Source organism: Roseinatronobacter sp. S2 (assembly GCF_029581395.1).
Taxonomy (GTDB): domain Bacteria; phylum Pseudomonadota; class Alphaproteobacteria; order Rhodobacterales; family Rhodobacteraceae; genus Roseinatronobacter.
In genome coordinates this window covers 727,699-751,471 of sequence record NZ_CP121113.1, presented here as the reverse complement: position 1 = coordinate 751,471, position 23,773 = coordinate 727,699, and the positions used below count along the sequence as shown (strand labels likewise).

The window sequence follows — 23,773 nt, the reverse complement described above, 5'->3', positions numbered from 1 at the left end:
GTTTTGTCACGGTACGCGGACAAGAACTTTGATTCATGTCAATTTCTTCGTCCGATATTTTGCGTCAGATCAATGTGCGCCCCCCCGACTTGGGGCATGTTGGGGGGGTCGTGCATGACAGTATGAAATGTTGTGCTGCAAGTGGGCGTTGTGCAGCAGCGCCGGGATTTTGATGCTACGCGTGGTACTGCGAAAGGCATCAGCCCGCTTTTCGCGGCAAGTTTAATGAAAGGAGTTCGCGATGTCCTACAAGACCCTGGTCACATTCGTTGCTACAGAAACGGGCCTGCAACCCCTGCTACAATCTGCCATTGCCCTTGCACGGCGGTTTGATGCCCATCTGGAAGTGTGCTGCATGGGCGTGGATACCACGCAAAGCATGGGCTTTTATGCAGGTGCACCCGCGATCATCTATCAGGATTCCCTTGATGCGGCGAAAGCCACCGCCGATGCATTGCAGGACGCCGCCCGCGAGCACCTGCGCGGCACGGACATCCGCTGGAGCACCGACAGCGCCGTGCTGTCACTGGGCGGAATCACATCATATGTCGGGTTGAAAGCGCGGTTCTCTGATCTGGTCGTGCTGCCGCTGCCATATGGCGCGGGGCGCGGCCCACAAGACGAGGTGATCACCGAATCTGCATTATTCGAAGGGGATGCGCCTGTGCTTGTCCTGCCCCATCCCGGTGCCGCCCTGCCGGAATTCAACAAGGTCGTGCTGGCCTGGAACCAAAGCGACGAAGCCCTGCACGCGACGCGTGCATCGCTGCCGCTGTTGAAACAGGCAGATCTGGTCAATGCGGTCATCATCGACCCGCCCTCGCATGGGTCCGAACGGTCCGATCCCGGTGGCTTGCTGGCCCAGATGCTGGTGCGACACGGCATTCATGCGGATGTATCGGTTCTGGCCCGCACCCTGCCGCGCACCAGTGATGTGTTGCGCCGGCATCTGAACGATCAGGCCGCAGATTTGCTGGTCATGGGGGCATACGGGCGGTCGCGGTTGCGCGAAGCCATCCTTGGCGGGGCCACCCGCGACATGCTGGAAGACACGCCCTGCGCGATCTTTATGGCACATTAGCCGAATGCGGCAGCCCTGATCAGCCCTGAATCTGAAGGTCAGGAACCGGAATAAAGGCACCAGTTTCCACAGGCGGCGCGGGGAATATCACGTTCAACCCGCGCCGTGCCTTTTCCAGTTGCAACAGGGTCATGACATCATGAAAAGCGTCTGAGGCCCATCCGACACCCGCATGGGCAATGTCATCCGCAGTGATGCGGGCATAGGCGGTCAGGTCAGCATCGCCAAGCTGCGCGACATTGCTTATGAAGCTGCGGAACTCTGCATAAGTGTAGGTCCGCAACCCGTCGGGCATGGACAGATCATCACGCTCAACGGCCAACATCAGGGGCGATGTCACCGCAAAGGCCACCACCGAACCGGACGCTATGCCAGACTTGCTTGGAAACAGCGCAATGACTGCCACACACAGAATGCACAGCATTGGGACGATACGGTCAGTCGCAGAAATTCCATCCCCAAACCAGGGTTTCCTGACATCCGGGACTGTCGCGGTATCCTTCTGGCCATGCGTGACCAGTTCGTCATAATCTGTGTCCCAATCGAACATTTGACCCCCGAAAATTCAGCCACTCAACCCAAAGTATATTCAGGATTACATGCGGACATGATGGCAATTCGGGGCAATAATTGTGTCGATTCAGGGGCATCGTCAGAAATTAATACGATGCAAATTCATGATTTTTAAAGATATCTATAAGTTTAGATCAGAAACCCACCGTCCGAATCATCGCCGGTTTCTTCCAGAAGCTTGTCGAAATCCGGAATCGTAATGCGGCGTTTGCCTTCGGTCAGGATCAACCCTTCCTTGCGCAGGCTGGACATCTGGCGGCTGACGGTTTCCAGCGTCAGACCCAGATATTCGGACATTGCCTCGCGTGTCAGGGGCAGTTCAAAACTCAACTCTCCCTGGGACTGGCTAAGCTGCAACGACGCATCCCGTCGCGCAATAATGCACAACAGGCTTGCGATCTTTTCGCGCGCGGTCTTGCGCCCCAGCAGCAACATCCATTCGCGCGCGGCGTCCAGTTCATCAAGGGTCATTTCCAGCAACCGCTGCCCGATATGCGGGGTGCTTAGCATCAACTCCTCGAAAGGTTTTCTGCGAAAACAACACATAACCAGATTTGTGGCGGCAGTCACATCATAGGCGGACCGGCTGCGCCCGGGCCGACCAACAAAATCCGATGGCAGCAAAAGCCCCACCATCTGGCGGCGCCCGTCTTCCATAGTCTGGCTAAGCGTCGCTATTCCGGTCACCACCGATGCGACAAAATCCATGTTATCACCGGCCCAGGCCACGGTCTGGCCAGCTTCAAAACTGCGGTAATATTTTATCTGCTCCAGAACCTGCAATTCATCAGCTTCGCACCGTGCGCACACGGCGCGGTGTCGAATGGGACAGGATTCGCAATCCTGCCCGAACGTCTGGATTTTTGGTGTAACGCGGTTCATGCTGTTTGATCTACATCAAGGAGTTTGGGATCATTATAAATATACCCTACAGGTATGTCTTACATTTCGCAACTTACTAAGCTTGGCCTGTTTGACGCGCGCGTGCCGCGCTACACAAGCTATCCGACGGCGCCGCAGTTCCAATCCCGGCTGCGCGGCGACACAATTGCAAACTGGATTCAGCAAATCCAGCCAGATAGCGAAATATCGCTTTACCTGCATGTGCCCTTCTGTCGCAGGTTGTGCTGGTTTTGTGCATGCCGCACCCAAGGCACCAGCAGCGATGCGCCAGTGCTGTCCTATATCGAATCGCTGCGCATGGAACTTGAACTGCTGCGCGCGATTCTGCCCGAAGGTGTGCGCCTGTCGCGGTTGCATTGGGGGGGGGGCACGCCAACGCTTATGCCCGCAGCGCAAATGCGTGAACTGGCCGCACATGTCTTTGACATCGCGCCAATGGCCGAAGGGGGCGAATTCTCGGTCGAGATTGACCCGAATGAAATTGATGATGCACGTCTGGATGCACTTGCCGATGCCGGGATGAACCGCGCGTCAATCGGGGTGCAGGATTTTGATCCCGAAATCCAGAAAATCATCGGCCGTGACCAAAGTTTCGAGATTACAAAACAGGCCGTTGACGGGCTGCGCGCGCGCGGGATCGTCAGCCTGAATGCTGATATTCTGTATGGCCTGCCGCATCAGACCCCGAAGCGAATTTCCGATTCTGTGCAAAAGCTGCTGTCGCTGAACCCCGACCGCGTGGCGCTATACGGGTATGCGCATGTGCCGTGGATGGCGCGGCGTCAGCAAATGATCCCGTCAGAGACACTGCCGCGCCCCGAAGAACGTCTGGAACTGTTCGACACCGCGCGCAGGCTGTTCATGTGGGACGGGTATGACGAAATCGGCATCGACCACTTCGCCCGCCCGCATGACAGCATGGCCAAGGCGGCGGCGGCAGGAACATTGCGCCGCAATTTCCAAGGATATACCGACGATACATCGCCCGTGCTGATCGGTCTGGGCGCGTCGTCGATTTCGCGCTTCCCGCAAGGTTATGCGCAAAACGCACCGGCAACGGCGGATTGGAAGAAATATGTTCATGCAGGGCAGTTCGCGACATCGCGCGGGCATGTGTTCACACCTGCCGACATCTGGCGGGGGCGCGCCATCGAATCCCTGATGTGCGATTTCATGATCAACCGCGCTGAGTTGGTGCAAGGGTTCGGTGCCAACACGTCGGATGTTGATGCGCTGTTTGATCTGGCCGTGACGAAATATGGCGCATTCGTCAAACGCACCCCCGAAGGGCTGGAAATCCCGACCGAGGGGCGCCCGCTGGCGCGGATGATCGCCACACTCTTTGACGAATACGCTATGGCGACAACAGGCCATAGTTCGGCAGTTTAACGCGGGTTACGTCCGGGGCACGGCCAGGCTGGCCGAATTTGGCCTTTTGCGGACATTCGCGCGGGGACTAAGCCCGCTCCAGCGGTGGGCCGGGGTCTGCCGATCCGACATTGGTGAAGTTCACTTTATGCAGGCGGCATACTCCGAAGATCAAAGGCTTGGCGTGTCGCTGGCCAAATCGGCAGGCCGCGGGACGGCCCGCCGATGGTGCGGCGGGCTGCGCCCTTGATTCCGCACCTTGGGGTGTCCGCATCATGCCACACTCAACCCTGAACAGCCCCTGCCCGGGCTTTATTGTCATCCACCTTCGACAAACCGGACAAGGCGCGGCAGGCAAATCCGCTTCAGGTCATAATTCTCGATAATCGTGCGGCGTGCATTTTCGCGCATCCGGTCATAGCGATAGGGCGCTTCCAGCGCGTCAACCAGCATTTCCGACCAACGGTCTGTATCGAAGAAATCCACCAACCGGCCATTCTCGCCATCGGTGATGACCTCTTCCACAGGGCCGGTGCGCGATGCCACGACGCAGGCGCCCATGCTCATGGCTTCCAGCAGCGACCATGAAAGCACAAAAGGCACCGTCAGATACGCATGCACGCGGCTGATGCGCATGATCGACATGAAATCGGCATAAGGCACGCGCCCCGTGAAATGGACGCGCGACATATCCAGCCGCCCCTGCACTTCGCGCAAGAACTGGTCTTTCCAGCTGCCATGGCGGGGTGCAGCGCCGTAACTGACCCCATCGCCCCCGACAATCACCACATGCACGCCGGGGCGCGCGGCCATCACATCGGGCAAGCAACGCAGAAAGATATGCGCCCCGCGATAGGGTTCCAGATTGCGGGCAACGAAGGTCAGAACCTCGTCGCCGGAATGCAGCAGCGGCCCGCCGGGCACCTGATAGCGCGCCAACGGGTCCGGCGTCAGATAGTCGGTATCAATGCCGTCATGATTGATGGTTATCTTGTCGCGAAACGCAGGCGGAAAACTGTCAGCCTGCCATTCGGTGGGCGACAGTGCCGCATCGGCCTGCACCATGGACAGCGCCAGATGAGCCTGCCGTGCCACGACAGAAAATTGCCCCGCAATATCATCGCGGCTGAATTCGGGATCAAACCCCACATCAAGCCCTTTGGTGGCATAGTAGAATTCCGCATAGGTCAGCAGGCGGGCATCAGGCCAGACTTCACGCAGGAACAGCGTTTCCCCCCAGCCCGAATGCCCGAACACAACATCCGGGCTGAAGCCGATATTGTCGCGCAACTGCACCGCCGCGCGCGCGGCGCGGTGCGCGCGGTCCGTCATGGCGGTATAGGTTGTGCCCATGCGCGACTGTCGCGGGTCGGGCGCAGGGTCGGGCATGGGGTAGCGATAGGTGCGCAAAGCTGTTTGCCGCGTATTTTGTTCCGCGGTCAGTGCAAGAACATGATGGCCGCGCTGCGCAAGGGCGGGGGCAAGATGCCTGAACTGGCCGGGGAAGTTCTGATGCACGAAAAGTATTTTCATCAGCCCCCCCAGTGTCGGTATCAGGCAGCACCAATCGCCGTAATGTCAAATGCGGCAGCAAGCAACTGGCGGGTATATTCGTGATTTGGGGCGTCGAACACCTGATCGGCAAGCCCCGCTTCCACAACGTCGCCTTGTTTCATCACCATCACCTTATGCGACAACGCACGCACCACGCGCAGATCATGGCTGATGAACAGATAGGCCAAGCCGTGCTTGCGTTGCAATTCCCGCAGCAATTCGACGATCTGGACCTGCACGGTCATATCCAGCGCGGATGTCGGTTCGTCCAGCACCACCAGTTTCGGGCGCAGGATCATGGCGCGGGCGATTGCGATGCGCTGGCGCTGGCCGCCCGAAAACTCATGCGGGTAGCGTTCCATCGTGGCAGGGTTCAGGCCCACTTCTTCCATGATTTCCGCAACCAGTTCACGCGATGACCGCCCCAAAGGCACGCCATGCACGCCCAACCCCTCGGAAATGATCTGCTCGATTGTCATGCGCGGCGACAGGCTGCCGAACGGGTCCTGAAACACGATCTGCAAATCCCGCCGCAGCGCGCGCAAATCCTTGAACTTGCGGCCCTGAATGTCGGACCCGTTAAAGACAATCGGTCCTTTGCTGGAAATCAGCCGCAGGATGGCCAGCGCCAGCGTTGTCTTGCCAGACCCCGATTCGCCCACAACGCCCAAGGTTTCGCCGGCGCGCAACGTCAGGCTGGCGTCATTGACCGCCTTTACATGTCCCACAGTGCGCCGCAAAAACCCGCGCTGGATGGGAAACCAGATGCGCAACCCATCGGTCCGCAGAATTTCCGGCGCGTTTTCCGGCACAGCGTCAGGCGTGCCGGTTGATTCCGCCGCCAGAAGTTTGCGGGTATAGGGGTGCTGGGGGTCCGCAAAAATCTGCGCGGTGGGGCCTTGCTCGACAATTTCGCCCCCCTGCATGACGCAAACACGATCGGCAAAGCGCCGCACAATGTTCAGATCATGGGTGATGAACAGCAGGCTCATCCCTTCAGCGCGCTTCAGATCGACCAAAAGCTCAAGGATCTGGGCCTGAATCGTGACATCCAGCGCGGTGGTCGGTTCATCCGCCACCAGCAATTCCGGCCCGTTGGCCAGCGCCATCGCGATCATCACCCGCTGGCGCTGCCCGCCAGATAGCTGGTGCGGATAGGCCGACATGCGGCTTTCGGCGTCGCGTATGCCAACCTTGTCCAGCAGTTCCAGCACACGCGCGCGCGCCACCGCCCCTGACAGGCCCTGATGCAGCGACAGGCTTTCCATGATCTGCTTTTCAATGGTGTGCAGCGGGTTCAGCGATGTCATCGGTTCCTGAAAGATGAAGCTGATATCATTGCCGCGCACCTGCCGCAGCACTTTGTCATCTGCGCCCACCAGTTCACGCCCCTTGAAGGTGACAGATCCCGTCACATCTGCGGAATCCGGCAACAGCCCCACGGTCGACAAGGCGGTGACAGATTTTCCTGAACCGGATTCGCCCACAATCGCAACGGTTTCGCCCTTGTCGACATGGAACGACACCCCACGCACGGCATGAACAGGGTGGCCAGCCTGCATAAAGGTGACGGACAGGTTTTCAACAGCCAGACTGCGCGTCATGAAAAGGTCTTTCGCGGGTCAAAGGCATCGCGCACGCCTTCAAATATGAACACCAGCAGCGACAGCATGATCGCAAAGGTGAAAAAAGCACTGAACCCAAGCCATGGCGCTTGCAGGTTATTCTTGGCCTGAAGCGTCATTTCCCCAAGGCTGGGCGCAGAGGATGGCAGGCCAAAACCCAGAAAATCCAGCGCGGCCAGCGACCCGATAACACCAGTCACAATGAAAGGCAGGAATGTCAGTGTGGCTACCATCGCATTGGGCAAAACATGGCGGAACATGATTGTTGTGTTCGACACACCCAACGCACGCGCAGCGCGGACATATTCAAAATTGCGCGCGCGCAGGAATTCCGCGCGCACCACGCCCACAAGGCCGGTCCAGCCAAACAGCGTCATCAAAAACACCAATAACCAGAAATTCATCATGAACATCGAAGACACGATAATGATGATGTAAAGCGACGGCACCGATGTCCACAACTCGATCACGCGCTGGAACAGCAAATCCAGAAGGCCCCCGAAAAACCCCTGCACCGCCCCCGCCGCAATACCAATAACCGATGTCATCACGGTGACCACCAGCGCAAAGGTAATGGACAGGCGGAACCCGTAGATGATGCGCGCCAGCACATCACGCGCAGTGCCATCGGTGCCCAGCCAGTGGCGGCTTTCGGGCGGGGACGGGGCCGCGCGCCCGATGTCATTGACCGTGTTGTAGGAATAGGGAATCAGCGGCCACACCATCCAGCCCGCTACAATTTCCTGACCATCGACAATGCCGGTGGTTTCTGCCTGCTCCAACGCTTCGCGCGGGTCGTCAAGGCACAGTTCCGCCCCGCCGGTCCGGATCAGGCATTGCACCTCGCGGTCGCGGTAGACGGCCTCTGTCCTGAAATCCCCGCCAAAGGCGGTTTCAGGATAGAAATTATGGATGGGAAAGTAATAGCCGCCCCGATAGTTGATGATGATGGGCCGGTCATTGGCAATAAATTCGGCAAACAGCGACAGGCCATAAAGCACAAGCAAGATAATCAGCGACCAGAACGCGCGGCGGTTGGCCTTGAAATTGCTCCAGCGGCGTTGGTTCAGGGGTGACAGCGTAATGCCGAAACGGCGCTTGCGCTTGGGCAACCCTTCGCCCACCGTGTCATATTGTGGCGCCGGTGGGGTATGGATCAGACTGTCCGTGCGTTGATCCATGGCCTATGTCTCCCGCGATTCGAAATCGATGCGCGGATCGATCCAGACATACATCAGGTCTGAAATCAGCCCAACAACCAGCCCGATCAGGCTGAATACGAACAGCGTGCCGAACATCACCGGATAATCCCGCGCGACCACAGCCTCAAAGCCCAGCCGCCCCAGACCATCCAGCGAGAAGATGGTTTCAATAATCAGCGACCCGCCAAAGAACACGCCCACAAACACCGCCGGAAACCCCGCAATGACGATCAACATCGCATTGCGGAACACATGCCCATACAGCACGCGACGTTCCATCAGGCCCTTGGCGCGGGCAGTTACGACATATTGTTTGCGGATTTCTTCCAGAAAGCTGTTCTTGGTCAGCAGCGTCAGCGTGGCAAAGGCCGATATGGTCGAGGCCAGCACCGGCAGCGTGATGTGCCAGAAATAATCCAGCACCTTGCCCAGCGGGCTTAACTGGTCCCACACTTCCTGTGGCGAGGTCAGGCCACGCGCGGGAAATATCTGCCAGTATGACCCGCCCGCAAACAGCACCAGCAGCAGAATGGCGAACAGGAAACCGGGTATCGCATAGGCCACAATGATCAGCCCCGACGTGAAGCTGTCATACCGCGACCCGTCGCGCACGGCCTTGCTGATGCCCAACGGGATAGACACCAGATAGGCAATCAACGTGGACCACAGCCCAAGGCTGATGGACACAGGCAGTTTTTCGATCACCAGATCCACGACCGAGATGGAGCGGAAATAGCTTTGTCCGAAATCGAACCGCATGTAGTTCCACATCATATGGATGAAGCGTTCCAGCGGCGGTTTGTCGAAACCGAATTCGCGTTCAAGCTGGGCAATGAATTCAGGGGGCAGGCCACGCGCGCCGGTATAGCGTTCATTCTCCATGGCGCCGACATTCACATCCGATGCGCCCCCGTCGAATGCGCCGAACACATTGCCTTGCCCTTCCATCTGGGCAATCACCTGTTCAATCGGGCCGCCGGGCACAAATTGCACCAGAAAGAAATTGATGACCATCACCCCGAACAGCGTCGGGATGATCAGGGCCAGCCGTCGCGCAATATAGGCGCCCATGGGTTACCTCAACGCGCCAGCCGCGCGCAGTTCGGCGGCACGGTCGGCGTTGAACCACCAGAAATCAAGCTCTCCGGTGGAAAATGGCGGTGTCTCCTCATGCGGGCGGGCGAAAATATCCCAGTGGGCCACCCATGCCGTGTTGTTATAATATGCGGGGATCATGAATAATTCATGCCGCAACACACGGTCCAGCGCCATCAGCGCGGCATCACGTTCTTCGGGTGATGGTGCCATCAGCGATGCATCAATCACGGCATCCACAAGCGGGCTGGCCAGACCTGCGGGGTTGAACAGGCTGAATTCGGCAGCTTCCGACCCGTAGCGCTGGTACAGCCCTGTGCCTGTATCCATGAACGCGCCGTATTGTTCGAAAATAATGTCATAGTCGCGGTTGCGCCGCCGGTCGGTATGTTGTGCGGCATCGATACGCTGGAAACGCGCGTCTATGCCCAGTTGTTGCAGGTTCTGGGTAAAGGTTTCGATAAGCGCATCCATGGTGGCCGACCCCGCGCTGGAAACGGGGATTTCAATGCTCATGCGGTTGCCAGCTTCATTGCGCAGCACACCACTGGCGTCAATGCTCCAGCCGGCGTCATTCAGCAGGCGGGTTGCCGTGCGGATATTGGTGCGGTCCACCAGCCGGTCGATACTGGATGTATGCGGCATGCGCGCGGGTTGTGTCAGCAATTCTTCAGGCACCAGATCGCCAAGCGATTGCAGCAGTTCCAATTCCAGCCCTTCGGGGGGGCCATCAGCTTGCAAGGGCGTGCCTTGGGTGAAGGAAGCGCGTTGTTCAAACAGCCCGAATTGCAGTGTCTGGTTCGTCCATTCGAAATTATAGGCCAGCGCAATTGCTTCGCGCACGCGCTTGTCCTGCAAGAACTCTCGGCCCAGATTGAACACAAAACCCAACGCAGTCGGCGGCGTGCCAACCGGCAATTCATCACGAACCACATGCCCGCGTGTGACCGCCGGGAAATCATACCCCGTGGCCCATTGGCGTGAATTGTTTTCAGACCGGAATGTGTATTCGGCGGTCTTGAACCCTTCAAACGCGGCGGCACCATCGGCAAAATATTCAACGCGGATCACGTCAAAATTATGCCGCCCGCGATTTTGCGGCAGATCGCGCCCCCAGTAATCGGGGTTGCGCCGATAAGTGATGCGGCGATTCACCTCGTAGCTGTCCAGCACATAGGGACCGGACCCCGGTGATGTGATCATGCGCGATTCATCCAGCCGCGCGCCGGTTTCTTCATACCATTTTTGCGAAAAAACCGATGTGGCCCCCACCTGATCAATCAAAGACCGTCGCGAGATGCCCTCGGCAAAGGTGAATTTGACGGTATGGTCATCCAGCGCCTCTGCACCAATGACGCGCGCTCTTACACCCTGAGAATAAGAAGGAAGCCCCTGTTCCAATATCAGATCATGCGAAAACACCACATCATGCGCGGTCACTGGCGTGCCGTCGGAAAACCGCGCTTCGGGGCGCATGTGAAAGATAACCCAATCCTTGGTTTCGGGGTATTCGACCGTATGCGCCAGCAAACCGTAGCTTTCGCCATACACATCGGCGGGAACACCGCCGCCGCCCATCGGTTCGGCCGTTTCCAGCAGGCTTTCATACATTGATGATGACAGAACGCCTGCACGCCCAGCGCGTGTGTAGGGGTTCATCGAATCGAATGTCCCCTGAAACGAGATCGAGATTTCACCCCCCTTGGGTGCATCCGGGTTCACATAATTGAAATGTTCAAAATCCGGCGGGTAGCTAAGGTCGCCATAGAATGAATACCCATGTGCAACGATCATCTGCGGTTCTGCCGCGTCGGCGTCCGGGCGCACGGGACTTGCCCAAATCGCCGCCAGCAACACCCCCGCTGCCGACATCTGCGCAACATGACGAATGGAAAAAAATCCGGCCATCACCACTGCCGATGTTGTATCGCGTCCCTGATGCATTGAAACCCTCCGTGCTGTGCTGGCCTGTTGTTGTTTTGGCCGCGCCTTGTTGGCATTATTCAGCTTTTCTGCGGCCCTGTCGATAAGCGCACGCAACTTTCAGCCTTATCACAAGGTAATTTGATTTCAGTTCAAGAAAAGCAAACAGACCGCCCTTATTCAAGGCGGTCTGCTGGAAATCACTGGCTTGACCAAAAGCGATCAGCTTTCGCTTTCAATATAGGCGATCAGGTTCGCGCGATCCTCGACACTGGAAATCCCGCGAAAGTTCATGGACGTGCCGGGGGCAACACCGCTTGGGCTCTCGATGAACGCCGACAAGATTTCTGGTGTCCATACATCGCCTGCCTGCGGCAGCGCGCCGGAATAGTTGAACCCTGCCACATCGCCAATTTCGCGGTTCACAATGCCATACAGATAGGGGCCAACGCCGTTGCGCCCCTCCTCCAACGAGTGGCAAGCGCGGCATTGCGACCACAGGCGCGACCCTGCGGCGGCGTCGGCCATCTCGAAAGCTTCCTCGAACGTCAGCTCGACAACATCCTCGGCGGGTTCGTCATCCGCGCCAGTGTCGATGATATAGGCTTGCGGGGCGTTTGCATTGCGCGGCACATAAAGTTCCATTGCGGCCCAGTTACCCAGAAGGAAAACAAGTAAAGCGCCGCAAAATGCGGCAACGGCTTTGGTGATGACCATTGTGTCGAACATATCGCAATCCTGTTCTGAGCAAGTTTGGACCTATCTATCCGCTTCCCCTTGGGTGTTTCAAGCGGTAGTTACCGCGACTAAATGCCCTTTTGGGCGGAATCTTAGGACTATGGGCGCAAACATGGCAGGAAAGATCGCATTTCAGGGGGAACTCGGGGCTTATGGACATCAGGCTTGCGCAGATGCGCGGCCGGACTATGACCCGCTTCCGTGCACGACATTTCATGACACGATGGCCGCAATCCGCGAAGGGCGCGCAGATCTGGGCATGGTCGCGGTCGAAAATTCCATTTACGGACGCGTCGCCGATGTGCATTCCCTGCTGCCCGAAAGTGGCCTGCATATCGTGGACGAGGCATTCGTGCGCGTTCATGTCAATCTTTTGGGCGTGCGCGGGGCGGCACTGGAACAGGTGCGCGAAGCACATGGGCATGTGGTAATTCTGCCGCAATGCGGGCTGTTCCTGCGCGAGCATGGCATTCAGGGCACCGTCAGCAGCGACAATGCCCGCGCCGCCCGCGAAATTGCCGAACGCAATGACCCGACCCATGCGGCCCTTGCCAGCGAAATGGCCGCGCAAATCTATGGTCTGGATGTGCTGGCCCGCCATATCGAGGACCACCCCAACAACACCACGCGCTTTTTGATCATGGCGCGCGATGCCGATTTCACCCGCCGCGGGGACCACGGCATGATGACCGCATTCCTGTTCCGGGTGCGCAACATTCCTGCCGCGCTGTATAAGGCGATGGGCGGGTTTGCGACGAATGGGGTCAACATGGTCAAACTGGAAAGCTACATGGTGAACGGATCATTCACCGCGACACAGTTTTTCGCCGAGATCGAGGGGCACCCCGAAGATGACAATGTGAAACTTGCGCTGGATGAATTGCGCTATTTCACGTCCTATCTGAATATCCTGGGCACCTATCCGGCGGACCCTGCGCGTTACTGATGCCCTGTCGAAGTAAGCGTATCGGGCGCAACAAGGTGCTTTTCATGGCCTGAAGCAGACATCAGGAAAGCACCCAAGGCGCGGAATCAAGGGCGAAGCCCGCCGCGCCATCGGTGGGCCGTCCCGCGGCCTGCCGATTTGGCTGATGACAGGCCAAGCCTTTGATCTTGGGCGTATGCCGCCTGCATAAAGTGAACTTCACTGGCGTCGGATCGGCAGACCCCGGCCCACCGCTGGCGCGGGCGTAGTCCCCGCGCGAATGTCTGCAAAAGGCCAGTTTCAACCAGCGCTTCGTTCGATCTTCCGCAGCCCATGCGCCAGCTCGGCCTACCCCATCATCGACAGGACTTTTGCCAATGCGGGGCGGGTGGTCATCCGTTCCAGATAGTCTGACAAACGCGCCTCTTTCACGGGGAATTTGGCAACCCGCGACCAGATACCGCAATGCGTCAGGATAATATCGGGCACTGTCATATTCTGGCCCATCAGGTAGGGGCCATCCCCCATGCGCTGCACCAGTGTTTTCTGGCTGTTGGTAAATTCCCAGATCAATGAATCCTTGATCGCGGACTGGCGCATCTCGGCGGGCAAAACGAAACTGTGCCGCGCCGCCATCCACAGCGCGGCGTCGAATTCATCCAGCAAAAACTGGGTCAGACTGTCCTGCCGCGCGCGGTCCAGCGTTCCCGCAGGATAGGTCAGCGCACCGTGTTTGTCGGCCAGATACTGAATGATCGCCGTCGAATCAGTGATAGGCGTGCCATCTTCAATCAGCACCGGAACCTTGCCTGCGGGGTTGAAGCTGACGACCCCTTCGGATTGCGGGGCGGCGGGCACATGCTCATAGCTTTGGCCCAACTCTTCCAGCATCCACAGGACACGGGTGGCGCGGCTGTTGGCTTTTCCAATAACGGTATACATGGCAAACCCCTGTTCAGCGCCGCACCAGCATTGCCAGCCGGATCAGCGTGCGTTCCATAACCGCCATGCTGGGCGCGTTTGACGACGAACGCAAGGTCAGATCGGCGTCAATAATATCGCCAAGCGCGCGTTCCAGACGTGCCAGCCCCCATTTCGTCGCCTGCCCCAGAATCTTGTCGCGGCGCGGCCCGAAAACAGGCGGGCGCATCCGCTGAATTCCCGCCGATGGGCCGCCGGGGTCGCTGCACAGCGCATGCAATGTGCGAAAATGGCGCAACGTCATGATTGCCAACGTCACAGGGGCCACCCCTTGCGCTTGCAGCCGCACCAATAATGGCCCGACCTGCGCCGCCTGCCCTTCGGCCACGGCGTTCAAAACGTCGTCCACCGCCGCTTCGGTGCTGGTGGGGGCCACTTCGGCAATATCTGCGGGTGTCAGGGCGGTGGTGTCGCCAAATTTATACAGGGCGATCTTCTCGATGGTTTGCCGAAAATCACCGGGGTCCAGCACGCGCGCCAGCACCGTCAGATCACGCATGGCATCGGCATCAACCTGTTGCAGCCCCGCGGTTTTCAGCGCCGCTTCAATCTCCTCGCGCGAGGGGGGGTCGTCATAGATGGCCGCAGCCCCTGCCGCCCGCGCGCCTTCGAACAGTTTGCGTAACTTGGACGAGGCTTTCAGCCCCCCCGCCGTGACAATGACCTGCGCATCACCCGCGCGCCAGTCCGTCAGCGCGGATGCAATGGCATCCGTTGCCATGTCGGTTGCATCCTCGACAAACACAACCCGTGCACCGGGGAAAAAGCCCTGCGCCTTGACAGCGTCCAGCAGCTGCGCGCCATCGCGGCGCAACTCTGCGCCCTGCAACCGTTCCAACCGCATTTCTGATTCGCCTTGTGGGCCAACAATCGCGGCAACAAGTTCCTGACGCTTCATCGCCACGCGCATCGCATCGTGCCCGAATATCAGCACCCCCGCCAGGGCCGGGTCGGGCTTGGCAATCAGTCTGGCCAGATCACGGGGATTAAGCTTCATCCGGCCTGCGCAGCAATCAACCGCGTTGCCACCTGATCTGCCAGAATGCGCATCAGGCGGCGCTCTGCATCCTCGCGCGCACGCAAGCTGGCCAGTTGCGTCGATGTTGTCGAATAATTGGTGAAGTTGCGAACGCTGCCCGAACTGACTGTCGCACCGCTGGCGCGGTCTTTCAGTTCATAGGTAACTGTCCCAATCACGGAAATTCGGGTTTCCCCGACACCCGCCACACGCGCCGACCCGCGTTGCGATGTAGCAATGTCATAGCTTAGATCAAAACGCGGGTTTTCAGGACGGCCAAGGCGTTCTTCAAGCGCGCCGACAAAACCGAAACCCAGAGAATCGCCCGGGTCTGCCGCGCGCACCTGTCCGCGCAGGGCCATTCCCGCCCCGCCGGGCGCATAGGCGGGTGTAAACCCGCATGCGGCCAATGGCAAAACCGCAAGCATCCCTAGAACCTGTCTGCGTTTAAACAACGACATTCACAATCCGCCCCGGCACCACAATCAGCTTCTTGGGCGCAGTGCCTGCCAAAGCCTTGATCACAGCATCATCTGCCAGCGCAAGTTTTTCAACCTCTTCCTTGCTGGCATCGGCGGAAACCTCGATCTCGCTGCGGCGCTTGCCGTTGATCTGGATGGGCAGAACAACGGTGTCACGCACCAGCATGGCGGGGTCCACCTGCGGCCATGGCGCTTGCGCCACCAGCCCTGCGCCGCCCATGCGTGCCCAGATATCTTCGGCCAGATGCGGGACCATCGGGGCCATCAGTTGCGCCAGCGTGCGCATGGCGGCCTGCTGTGCCGCCCCGCTGGCCTGCGATTTCGACAGCGTGTTGGTGAAGGCATAGAGTTCGGCAATCGCCTTGTTGAAGGTGAAATTCTCGATGGATTTGGTGACATCGGCGATTGCGCGGTGCATGGCGCGCATCAGGTCCGTATCGGCAGCCGATGGCGTGCCGCCGGACATCGCGGCAATCCGGTCGCACAGCATCCAGACGCGGTTCAGGTGCTTGAATGCCGCTTCCGCGCCGGCGCTTGTCCATTCCACATCGCGTTCGGGCGGGCTGTCGGACATGACGAACCAGCGCGCTGTGTCGGCCCCGAATGCGCTGATGATGTTGACAGGGTCCACCACGTTTTTCTTGGATTTCGACATTTTGGCAGAGGGGATGATGCGCACAGCCTCGCCTGTCGCCTTCAGCTTTCCATCCTCGACATCCTCGGGCAGGTGATAGAGCGCGCGGCCCTTGGCGTCCTGCGTGGTGTAAATCTCATGCGTCACCATCCCTTGCGTGAACAGCGCGTTGAACGGCTCTGACGCGCTTTCAGGCAAATGGCCGGTTTTCACCATCGCGCGGGCAAAGAAGCGCGAATACAGCAGGTGCAAAATCGCGTGTTCAATGCCGCCAATATACTGGTCCACATTCATCCAATAGGCGGCATCTTCGGCATTGGTGGGCGTGTCGGCCTGCGGGCTGGTGAAGCGCGCGTAATACCAGCTTGAGTCGACAAACGTATCCATCGTGTCGGTTTCACGCTTGGCGGGTTTGCCGCAATTCGGGCAGGCACAATCGCGCCATGTCGGGTGACGGTCCAGCGGGTTGCCGGGGATGGAAAAGTCAATAGGCGTGCCATCTTCATCATAGGGCAGCGCGATGGGCAGATTTTCCTTCCGCTCGGGCACGACACCGCAGGCATCGCAATGCACCACCGGAATGGGGCACCCCCAATACCGCTGACGCGACAGGCCCCAGTCGCGCAGGCGGTATTTCGTGACACCATGCCCCACGCCTTGCGATTCGCAGAACGTGATCGCGGCCTCGACGGCCTGTTCGCCTGTCTGCACTTCATCACCTGCAAACCCGCGCACATAGCGCACCTTGTCGGTCTTGGGGGGGACAAACGCCACAGCGTCAACCTGCGTATCATCTTCCAGTGACAAGAAGACATCCGGATGCGGCAGCCCGTATTTGTTGGCGAAGTCCAGATCGCGCTGGTCATGGGCGGGGCAGCCGAAAATTGCGCCGGTGCCGTAATCCATCAGAATGAAATTGGCGATATAGACGGGCAGTTCCCAGTCAGTGTCGAACGGGTGGCGCACGCGAATTCCGGTGTCAAACCCGCGCTTGTCGGCCTTTTCCAGCGCTTCCTCGGTGGTGCCCAGCTTGCGGCATTCGGCCACAAAAGCGGCCACTTCAGGATCATGGCGTTCCAGATGGCGCGCCAGCGGGTGGTCGGGCGACACGCCCACAAAAGACGCGCCCATCAGCGTGTCGGGGCGGGTGGTATACACGTCGATCCGGTCAAAGCCTTCGGGCGCATCCACGGTCGAGAACGCGAATTGCAGCCCGCGCGACTGGCCAATCCAGTTGCGCTGCATCAGGCGCACTTTTTCAGGCCAGTTTTCCAACCCGTCCAGCGCCGCCAGCAATTCTTCGGAATAATCGGAAATCTTGAAGAACCACTGCGTCAATTCGCGACGTTCCACCTCGGCGCCTGATCGCCAGCCCTTGCCGTCGATCACCTGTTCATTGGCCAGAACGGTCTGATCTACCGGGTCCCAGTTCACCACGGCATTCTTGCGATATACCAGCCCGTCATGCAGCATGTCGATAAACATGGCCTGTTGCTGGCCGTAATAGTCGGGCCGACAAGTGGCAATTTCGCGCGACCAGTCAATCGACAGGCCAAGGGGTTTCATCTGCCCCTTCATCACTTCGATATTGGCTTCGGTCCAGTCATTGGGGTGGCCGCCCTGTTCCATCGCGGCGTTTTCCGCAGGCATACCGAACGCGTCCCAGCCCATCGGGTGCAGCACCGAGAACCCCTGCGCGGATTTATAGCGCGCCACCACATCGCCCATGGTGTAATTCCGCACATGGCCCATATGGATGCGCCCTGACGGGTAGGGAAACATTTCCAGCACATAATATTTCGGGCGCGCGGGGTCGCGGCGGGCCTTGAACACCTGGGCGTCATGCCACGCAGTCCGCCATTTGGGTTCAAGTGTCTGGGGCTGATACCGCGCGTCTGGCTGGCTGGACATATTCGTTCTTTCCTGTGGCATTCGGGCAATGGAAAACGCCGGGCGCGACCGGCCCGGCGTGTTTAGCGCTGTGGTCGCACAAGGTCCAGCGGGTGTTAAAGCCCGCGATCACGAATGCGAAGCTGGCGCGCACGGGTCAGAATGGCATCTTCGACCGCGCGAATTGTTTCGCGGCTGGCAGGGCCGCTGCGGGTCATGATGGCCACATTCAGCGAACGCGCATCAAGGGCGGGGTCATTGACCAGAATCGCTGCGCGATAGGCCTGCCCGCCGCCGGGCGGCGTGCCAAACCCTGTGACGATCACACCAGAGAAGGGGTCAACCGACTGGATCGGCAAGAAATCCAGTATCTCAAGCGAGGCATTCCACAAATAGCGGTTCACCTCGACCGATACATTCATGTCCTGCCCGCCGGAAAACAGGTCCCAGACAGTGGATTGTCGCGTTGGCCCGCCGGACAAACGGTTCTCGGCATGGATGTCTGCCGCCACCTGCCGCGAGCGGTCGCCACCCTGAAACATGTTCCCGAACCCGCCGCCGCAGCCCGAAACCGCAAGCGCCAAGGCCAGAACTGCACTGCCGCGCAAAATACCTTTGAATACCATCGCAACTGTTCCCTGTCCGGTTTCGTGTATCTGTAGCCCGTTAGAACGGCTCAAACAAGGCCCCAGAAAGCACTCTGGGGCATGTCAGTCGCGGTAACGTGCAGCTTTTCTGGATAGAACAGGTTTTTTCATGGCCAGCACAACGATACAAGGCTTGGGGTGGCCCTTGCCCTTCGGGTCAAAAACCCTATGACCAGATCAGCGTTTGGAAGGTGGGACATGACCGCGAAAGTTAATCTGATCAAACTTTGCGTCGGGGCACAGGATGTCGACGATCTGGAGCATTGGCAAAACAGCCCGCGGGCCAAAGGCCCCGACGGCCTGCCGCGCCACATAACCCGCATGTGGCCAAAGCGGGCAGAAGATCTGCTTGCGGGTGGGTCGCTTTACTGGGTGTTCAAAGGGTCCGTCCTTGCGCGGCAGCTTATTCTTCGCCTTGATGAGGTCACGGGCGGTGACGGAATAAGACGCTGCGCCATCGTGCTGGACCCGACGATCATTCGCACCGCTGCCGCCCCCAAACGCCCGTTTCAGGGCTGGCGCTACCTGAAACCGCAAGATGCGCCACCTGATCTGCCAAAGGCACGCAAGGGCGATGATACGCTGCCGCCGGAACTGGACGCGGCGCTTGCAGAACTGGGGCTGCGCTAGAGCATATCACGTTCATTCGCATTCACGAGACATGCTCTGACTTATTGATTTTGTATGTTCGAGAAGCTCAAAACCGGTTCCCACTTTTGAGCAGCATGCGCTAACCCAGTCTGGACATGGCAGGGAATGTTTCCAGCAACCACCATGAAAATGCGGAAAACGCGCCCGTGACCAGTGCAATACCCACCGCCAGCAACAGCAGCCCCATAACCTTTTCGATCAGGGACATATGCCGCTTTAGCCGCGTCATCAATGCCATGGAACGCTGCACAAACACAGCAGCCAGCAGGAACGGCAGGCCCAGCCCCAGCGCATACACACCCAGCATCGCCGTGCCGCGCGCCACTGTTGATTCTGTGGCCGCCAAGGACAGGATCGCGCCCAGCACAGGGCCGATGCACGGCGTCCAGCCAAAGGCAAAGGCCAGCCCAAGCACATAGGCCCCGAAGGCAGAACCGCCACGGTCCCCCGCATCAAACCGCAAATCGCGCGACAGAACCGACATTGTCAGGAACGCAGGCGCCGCCATATTCGCACGCTCAAACCCGGAGGCGGCCATCTGACCAACCGCCCTGTAGACGCCCAGGAAATGCAGCCCGAAGGCAATGACCACAACACCCGCAATCTGGCCAAACATCTCGGCGTTGCGCAGGAACAGGTGCCCCATGGTTGACGCAGTGAACCCAAGCAACAGGAACACCGTCGACAGGCCCATGACAAAAAACAACGCGGGCAAAATGGCACGCCTGCGCGCACGTCCGTCGCCGGTCATGTCCTGCATCGAAATGCCACCCATATAAGCCAGATAGGGCGGCACAATCGGCAGCACGCAGGGCGACAGGAATGACAGCACCCCTGCCCCCAGCGCGATAAGCAGCGCGGGCATCATGGCAGCATCAAAGACGTCTATTCCAAGCATGTGGCGCTTTGCTTTCAAATCCGTGCAAAACAGATAGGTGCGCTTACACCAAAGGTCATTAAACTGCACGTCACATTCATGTGGCATGCGTCAACATGGCACAGATCAATAAACAAAGGGGCACCTTGCGGGTGCCCCTTCGTTATCAGATTTTCAGCGACCACCAGCCCCGGCGCTTGGGGGCGGGTTTGGCCGGAGGTTCATCCGCTTCCGCCACAGGTTCAGCGACCGGCGCTTCGGCTGCTGGCGCGTCTGCGACGTCCGCAGGCTGATCCGGCACTGGCGCAGCCGCTTCCGGTAGCGGCCCGGCGGTCGTTTCCGACGCGATAACTGGCGCTGCATCCTGAACGGCTTGCTCCGGCTCTGCTGTCGCTTCTTCGGCCACAGGGTGCGCAACGGCGACGAATGTTTCGCTTTGCTCCGCAGGCGCTGCATCCGCAGGCACGGCTTCTGCGGGTGCCGCAACCGCATCGGCGGTCGCGTCGGACGCTGCCTCTGGCGTTGCATCGGGAACGGCTGGCGCTGGCTTGCGGCGTGTGCGCGGCTTTCTGGCCGGTTTTGCCTTCGGTGCGTCTGCATCCTCGGCCTGTACGGCTTCTGGTGCGGCTTCTGGCTGTGCCCCGTCCTGCGCATCTGCGGCAGGTTGTGATTCGGGCGCTGGATCTGCCACTTTTTTCGCACGCGGTTTGCGTGTGCGCTTGGGTTTCGCAGGCGCGCTTTCCGCGTCGGCAACCACTGTATCGGTGGATGCATCCGCTTGTGTGGCCGCTACAGCCGGTTCGGGCGCATCAACAGGTGGCGTATCTGCGGCGTCTGACTGATCGGTGTCCTGTGCATCGGAACCGTCCGCACCATTGTCTTTGCCACCGCGCTTGCGCCTGCGACGACGGCGCTTCTTGCGCGGCTGATCTGACGCGTCTTCGGTTTCTTCCGGCTGGATGACAACGGCTTCTTCAACCGCTTCTACTTCTTCTTCCGGGTCAGACATATGGCTGGCGTTCAGTGACACCACAGCAGCACTTGGCTGCACAGAAACCCGCGTTGCGGTCTTCAGCTTTTCAAGGGTGAAATCCGGGCTGACCATCAGAGGATCAGCTTCCAGACGGACGGCCATGCCATAACGTGCTTCGATCTGGGCGATATGTTCGCGCTTGAAATTGAACAGGAAGTTCACCGCACCCGCTGGCGCACGCAGCAGAACCTCGCGCGATTTGCCACGCGTGCCTTCTTCTTCGATCTGGCGCAGGATGGTCAGACCCATGCTGTCATCAGACCGGATCAGGCCCGTGCCGTGGCAATGCGGGCAAGGCTCGGTCGTTGCCTCCAGCATACCGGGGCGCAAGCGCTGGCGCGACATTTCCAGCAACCCGAAACCCGATATCCGGCCCACCTGAATGCGGGCGCGGTCCGATTTCAGCTTGTCTTTCAACATCTTCTCGACAGACGCGTTGTTCTTACGCTCTTCCATGTCGATGAAGTCGATGACAATCAGACCGGCAAGGTCGCGCAACCGAAGCTGACGCGCGATTTCGGCGGCGGCTTCAAGGTTTGTCTTGACGGCGGTATCTTCAATCGACCCTTCGCGCGTTGCCCGACCGGAGTTGATGTCGATCGCAACCAGCGCTTCGGTCACACCAATAACAATATACCCGCCCGATGGCAGCTGCACGGTGGGGTTGAACATGCCACCAAGATAGCTTTCGACCTGATAGCGGGCGAATAGCGGCATTGTATCGTTATAGGGTTTCACGTTCTTGGCATGGGACGGCATGATCATTTTCATGAAGTCCTTGGCCACGCGGTAGCCTGCCTCGCCCTCGACCAGAACCTCATCAATCTCGCGGTTATACAGGTCGCGGATGGAGCGCTTGATCAGGTTGCCTTCTTCATAGATCGGGGTTGGCGCAATGGATTTCAGCGTCAATTCGCGGATCTGTTCCCACAGGCGGAACAGGTATTCATAGTCGCGCTTGATCTCGGCCTTGGTGCGGTTCGCACCAGCGGTGCGGATAATCAGGCCCGCGCCTTCGGGCACTTCGATTTCGTTTGCAATGGCCTTCAGCTTCTGGCGGTCGGCGGTATTGGTGATCTTGCGGCTTATCCCGCCGCCGCGCGCAGTGTTGGGCATAAGCACGCAATAGCGCCCCGCAAGCGACAGGTATGTGGTCAGCGCCGCGCCCTTGTTGCCACGTTCTTCCTTGACGACCTGCACCAGCATGATCTGGCGGACGCGCACGACTTCCTGAATCTTGTAGCGGCGCGCGCGGGGCTTGCGGCGGACCTGCACTTCTTCTGTGGGGTCACCACCTTCGGAAACCGCCTCGATCCGGTCATCGTTTTCGGCCGCATGATCCGCAGCGCGGTATGTTTCATCCGACATGTCATCAGCTGCATCGGCTGCTGGCAGTTCAACGTCGGCTGGCGCTGTATCAGACACTGAGGCTTGCGCCGTGGCGGGCTGTTCAGCTTGCGCGGCACCGGCATCCGGCGCGGCGGTGCCGAAACCGTCGTCTATCAGCGTTCCCGCGTCGCTGTCTTCGCCATTGTCCAGAATATCCATTCCCGACACATCACGGGTTTCCACCGTGTCGGAACTGTTGACGCTTTCTGCCTTGGCCGCAGGTTTGCGCCGGTTGGACGAGCGGCGCGGTTTCTTCGCGGGCTTGTCGGTCTTCTCGGCGCTGGGGGCGCGATCATCATCTTCCTGCTCGCGCACGCTTGCACGTTCTTCGGCCAGCAGGGCCGCGCGATCTTCTGCCGGAATCTGGTAATAATCCGGGTGGATTTCGTTGAATGCAAGGAAACCGTGCCGGTTTCCGCCGTAATCAACAAAGGCGGCCTGCAACGAAGGTTCGACGCGCGTTACTTTTGCAAGGTAGATATTGCCAGCTAACTGGCGACGGCTTGCGGTTTCAAAATCGAATTCCTCGACCTTGTTTCCGTCCACCACCACAACGCGGGTTTCTTCCGCGTGGGTGGCATCGATAAGCATTTTCTGTGCCATATAAATCCATTGCACGCAGCACCTGGCGGGCTGTGCCTGACCTGTCTTCCTGTGGAAGGATCAGAACCACACCCGCCATCTGGCGCGTGACTTGTCTGAGAGTATAGCAGGCGTGGCGCAAACACCGCCGCTGCGGTCAAGGAATCTACCCTTTCGCGGCGGCATGGTGGTTTGTTTTCGACACCTGTCATCATGTTTCCTGAACACCGCAAATCTGCGATGCGTTTTATAGTGTGCCCGGGCCGCAGTCATGCAGACCGGACAATTGAAGCCTTGCGGCCTATCCATCTGCGGAGGATGAAGAGGGGGCCAGAGAGGCGCGCCATTCTTCCAACGCAGCGAAATTCGTTCGGACCGCTGTTTTGCCACAGCACATCCTTACACGTTCAACATAAGGGCGAACGTGACAAAAAGACAATGGCGTTTTTCACATTGCGCGCAACAGCGGCCAAAGACGGACAAAAAATCCATCAAATTATGTGTTTTCCAGCCTGATTGGCCCCGAAATGCCCCCGACCGCGTGGCCAAGGGACAAAGGCGTCATGCCAAAAGGGTCGGCGCCGCACAGCCTGTCAGGCAAC

Annotated in this window: 19 protein-coding genes; 4 read left to right on the top strand and 15 right to left on the bottom strand. The window is 59.0% G+C overall.

Features of this window, described 5'->3' with window-relative positions; all coding sequences use genetic code 11:
- The first annotated feature begins 241 nt into the window (after positions 1 to 241).
- Positions 242 to 1,081 carry a universal stress protein gene (locus P8S53_RS03485; RefSeq protein ID WP_277805780.1) on the top strand — a complete coding sequence of 280 codons (840 nt, stop codon included), beginning with the start codon at positions 242 to 244 and terminating at the stop codon, positions 1,079 to 1,081.
- A gap of 19 nt (positions 1,082 to 1,100) precedes the next feature.
- On the opposite strand, the gene P8S53_RS03480 is transcribed toward P8S53_RS03485, so the two are convergent.
- The gene (locus P8S53_RS03480) at positions 1,101 to 1,631 is read right to left on the bottom strand and encodes a hypothetical protein (protein ID WP_277805779.1); all 531 of its coding nucleotides are present in this window, start codon (positions 1,629 to 1,631) and stop codon (positions 1,101 to 1,103) included.
- Positions 1,632 to 1,783: 152 nt separating this feature from the next.
- Entirely contained in the window at positions 1,784 to 2,536 is a 753-nt protein-coding gene (fnrL, locus tag P8S53_RS03475; RefSeq protein ID WP_277805778.1) for a transcriptional regulator FnrL, read from the bottom strand.
- 54 nt (positions 2,537 to 2,590) lie between these two features.
- On the opposite strand from fnrL, the gene hemN reads away from it, so the two are divergent.
- A complete protein-coding gene (hemN, locus tag P8S53_RS03470) occupies positions 2,591 to 3,946 on the top strand; it encodes an oxygen-independent coproporphyrinogen III oxidase (RefSeq protein ID WP_277805777.1) in 1,356 nt (451 codons plus the stop codon).
- A gap of 297 nt (positions 3,947 to 4,243) precedes the next feature.
- Here hemN and P8S53_RS03465 read toward each other — a convergent pair whose 3' ends face one another.
- From P8S53_RS03465 to P8S53_RS03440, 6 genes are all read right to left on the bottom strand, one after another.
- Complete coding sequence (locus P8S53_RS03465; RefSeq protein ID WP_277805776.1) at positions 4,244 to 5,458, bottom strand: glycosyltransferase; 1,215 nt, start codon at positions 5,456 to 5,458, stop codon at positions 4,244 to 4,246.
- 20 nt (positions 5,459 to 5,478) lie between these two features.
- Positions 5,479 to 7,083 carry an ABC transporter ATP-binding protein gene (locus tag P8S53_RS03460; protein ID WP_277805775.1) on the bottom strand — a complete coding sequence of 535 codons (1,605 nt, stop codon included), beginning with the start codon at positions 7,081 to 7,083 and terminating at the stop codon, positions 5,479 to 5,481.
- Positions 7,080 to 8,189 carry an ABC transporter permease gene (locus P8S53_RS03455; RefSeq protein WP_306417871.1) on the bottom strand — a complete coding sequence of 370 codons (1,110 nt, stop codon included), beginning with the start codon at positions 8,187 to 8,189 and terminating at the stop codon, positions 7,080 to 7,082. Before P8S53_RS03455 ends, P8S53_RS03460 begins: the two co-directional genes overlap by 4 nt.
- A gap of 99 nt (positions 8,190 to 8,288) precedes the next feature.
- Positions 8,289 to 9,377: a microcin C ABC transporter permease YejB gene (locus P8S53_RS03450; RefSeq protein ID WP_277805773.1), complete on the bottom strand. Its 1,089-nt coding sequence runs from the start codon at positions 9,375 to 9,377 to the stop codon at positions 8,289 to 8,291.
- A gap of 3 nt (positions 9,378 to 9,380) precedes the next feature.
- Entirely contained in the window at positions 9,381 to 11,273 is a 1,893-nt protein-coding gene (locus P8S53_RS03445; protein ID WP_373418515.1) for an extracellular solute-binding protein, read from the bottom strand.
- A 273-nt stretch (positions 11,274 to 11,546) separates the two neighbouring features.
- Positions 11,547 to 12,053, bottom strand: a complete 507-nt coding sequence (locus P8S53_RS03440) for a cytochrome c family protein (protein ID WP_277805771.1) — start codon at positions 12,051 to 12,053, stop codon at positions 11,547 to 11,549.
- Positions 12,054 to 12,174: 121 nt separating this feature from the next.
- Between P8S53_RS03440 and P8S53_RS03435 the strand changes: the two genes are divergently transcribed.
- A complete protein-coding gene (locus tag P8S53_RS03435; protein WP_277805770.1) occupies positions 12,175 to 13,008 on the top strand; it encodes a prephenate dehydratase in 834 nt (277 codons plus the stop codon).
- A 327-nt stretch (positions 13,009 to 13,335) separates the two neighbouring features.
- Here the strand turns inward: P8S53_RS03435 and P8S53_RS03430 are convergent, their stop codons facing one another.
- From P8S53_RS03430 to P8S53_RS03410, 5 genes are all read right to left on the bottom strand, one after another.
- A complete protein-coding gene (locus P8S53_RS03430; RefSeq protein ID WP_277805769.1) occupies positions 13,336 to 13,929 on the bottom strand; it encodes a glutathione S-transferase family protein in 594 nt (197 codons plus the stop codon).
- Positions 13,930 to 13,942: 13 nt separating this feature from the next.
- Positions 13,943 to 14,965 carry a DNA polymerase III subunit delta gene (holA, locus tag P8S53_RS03425; protein ID WP_277805768.1) on the bottom strand — a complete coding sequence of 341 codons (1,023 nt, stop codon included), beginning with the start codon at positions 14,963 to 14,965 and terminating at the stop codon, positions 13,943 to 13,945.
- Complete coding sequence (lptE, locus tag P8S53_RS03420) at positions 14,962 to 15,447, bottom strand: LPS assembly lipoprotein LptE (RefSeq protein ID WP_277805767.1); 486 nt, start codon at positions 15,445 to 15,447, stop codon at positions 14,962 to 14,964. The genes holA and lptE overlap by 4 nt, the downstream gene beginning before the upstream one ends.
- Complete coding sequence (gene leuS / locus P8S53_RS03415; protein WP_277805766.1) at positions 15,434 to 18,013, bottom strand: leucine--tRNA ligase; 2,580 nt, start codon at positions 18,011 to 18,013, stop codon at positions 15,434 to 15,436. Before leuS ends, lptE begins: the two co-directional genes overlap by 14 nt.
- 95 nt (positions 18,014 to 18,108) lie before the next feature.
- Positions 18,109 to 18,618 (bottom strand): DUF3576 domain-containing protein, encoded by a 510-nt coding sequence (locus P8S53_RS03410; RefSeq protein ID WP_306417870.1) that lies wholly within the window; start codon positions 18,616 to 18,618, stop codon positions 18,109 to 18,111.
- Positions 18,619 to 18,837: 219 nt separating this feature from the next.
- On the opposite strand from P8S53_RS03410, the gene P8S53_RS03405 reads away from it, so the two are divergent.
- Positions 18,838 to 19,269: a DUF1489 family protein gene (locus P8S53_RS03405; RefSeq protein WP_277805764.1), complete on the top strand. Its 432-nt coding sequence runs from the start codon at positions 18,838 to 18,840 to the stop codon at positions 19,267 to 19,269.
- 100 nt (positions 19,270 to 19,369) lie between these two features.
- On the opposite strand, the gene P8S53_RS03400 is transcribed toward P8S53_RS03405, so the two are convergent.
- Together P8S53_RS03400 and P8S53_RS03395 are read right to left on the bottom strand one after the other, a co-directional pair.
- Positions 19,370 to 20,188 (bottom strand): cytochrome c biogenesis CcdA family protein, encoded by an 819-nt coding sequence (locus P8S53_RS03400; protein WP_277805763.1) that lies wholly within the window; start codon positions 20,186 to 20,188, stop codon positions 19,370 to 19,372.
- Positions 20,189 to 20,333: 145 nt separating this feature from the next.
- On the bottom strand, positions 20,334 to 23,192 hold the full coding sequence (locus P8S53_RS03395; protein ID WP_277805762.1) for a ribonuclease E/G: 2,859 nt from the start codon (positions 23,190 to 23,192) through the stop codon (positions 20,334 to 20,336).
- Positions 23,193 to 23,773 lie beyond the last annotated feature (581 nt).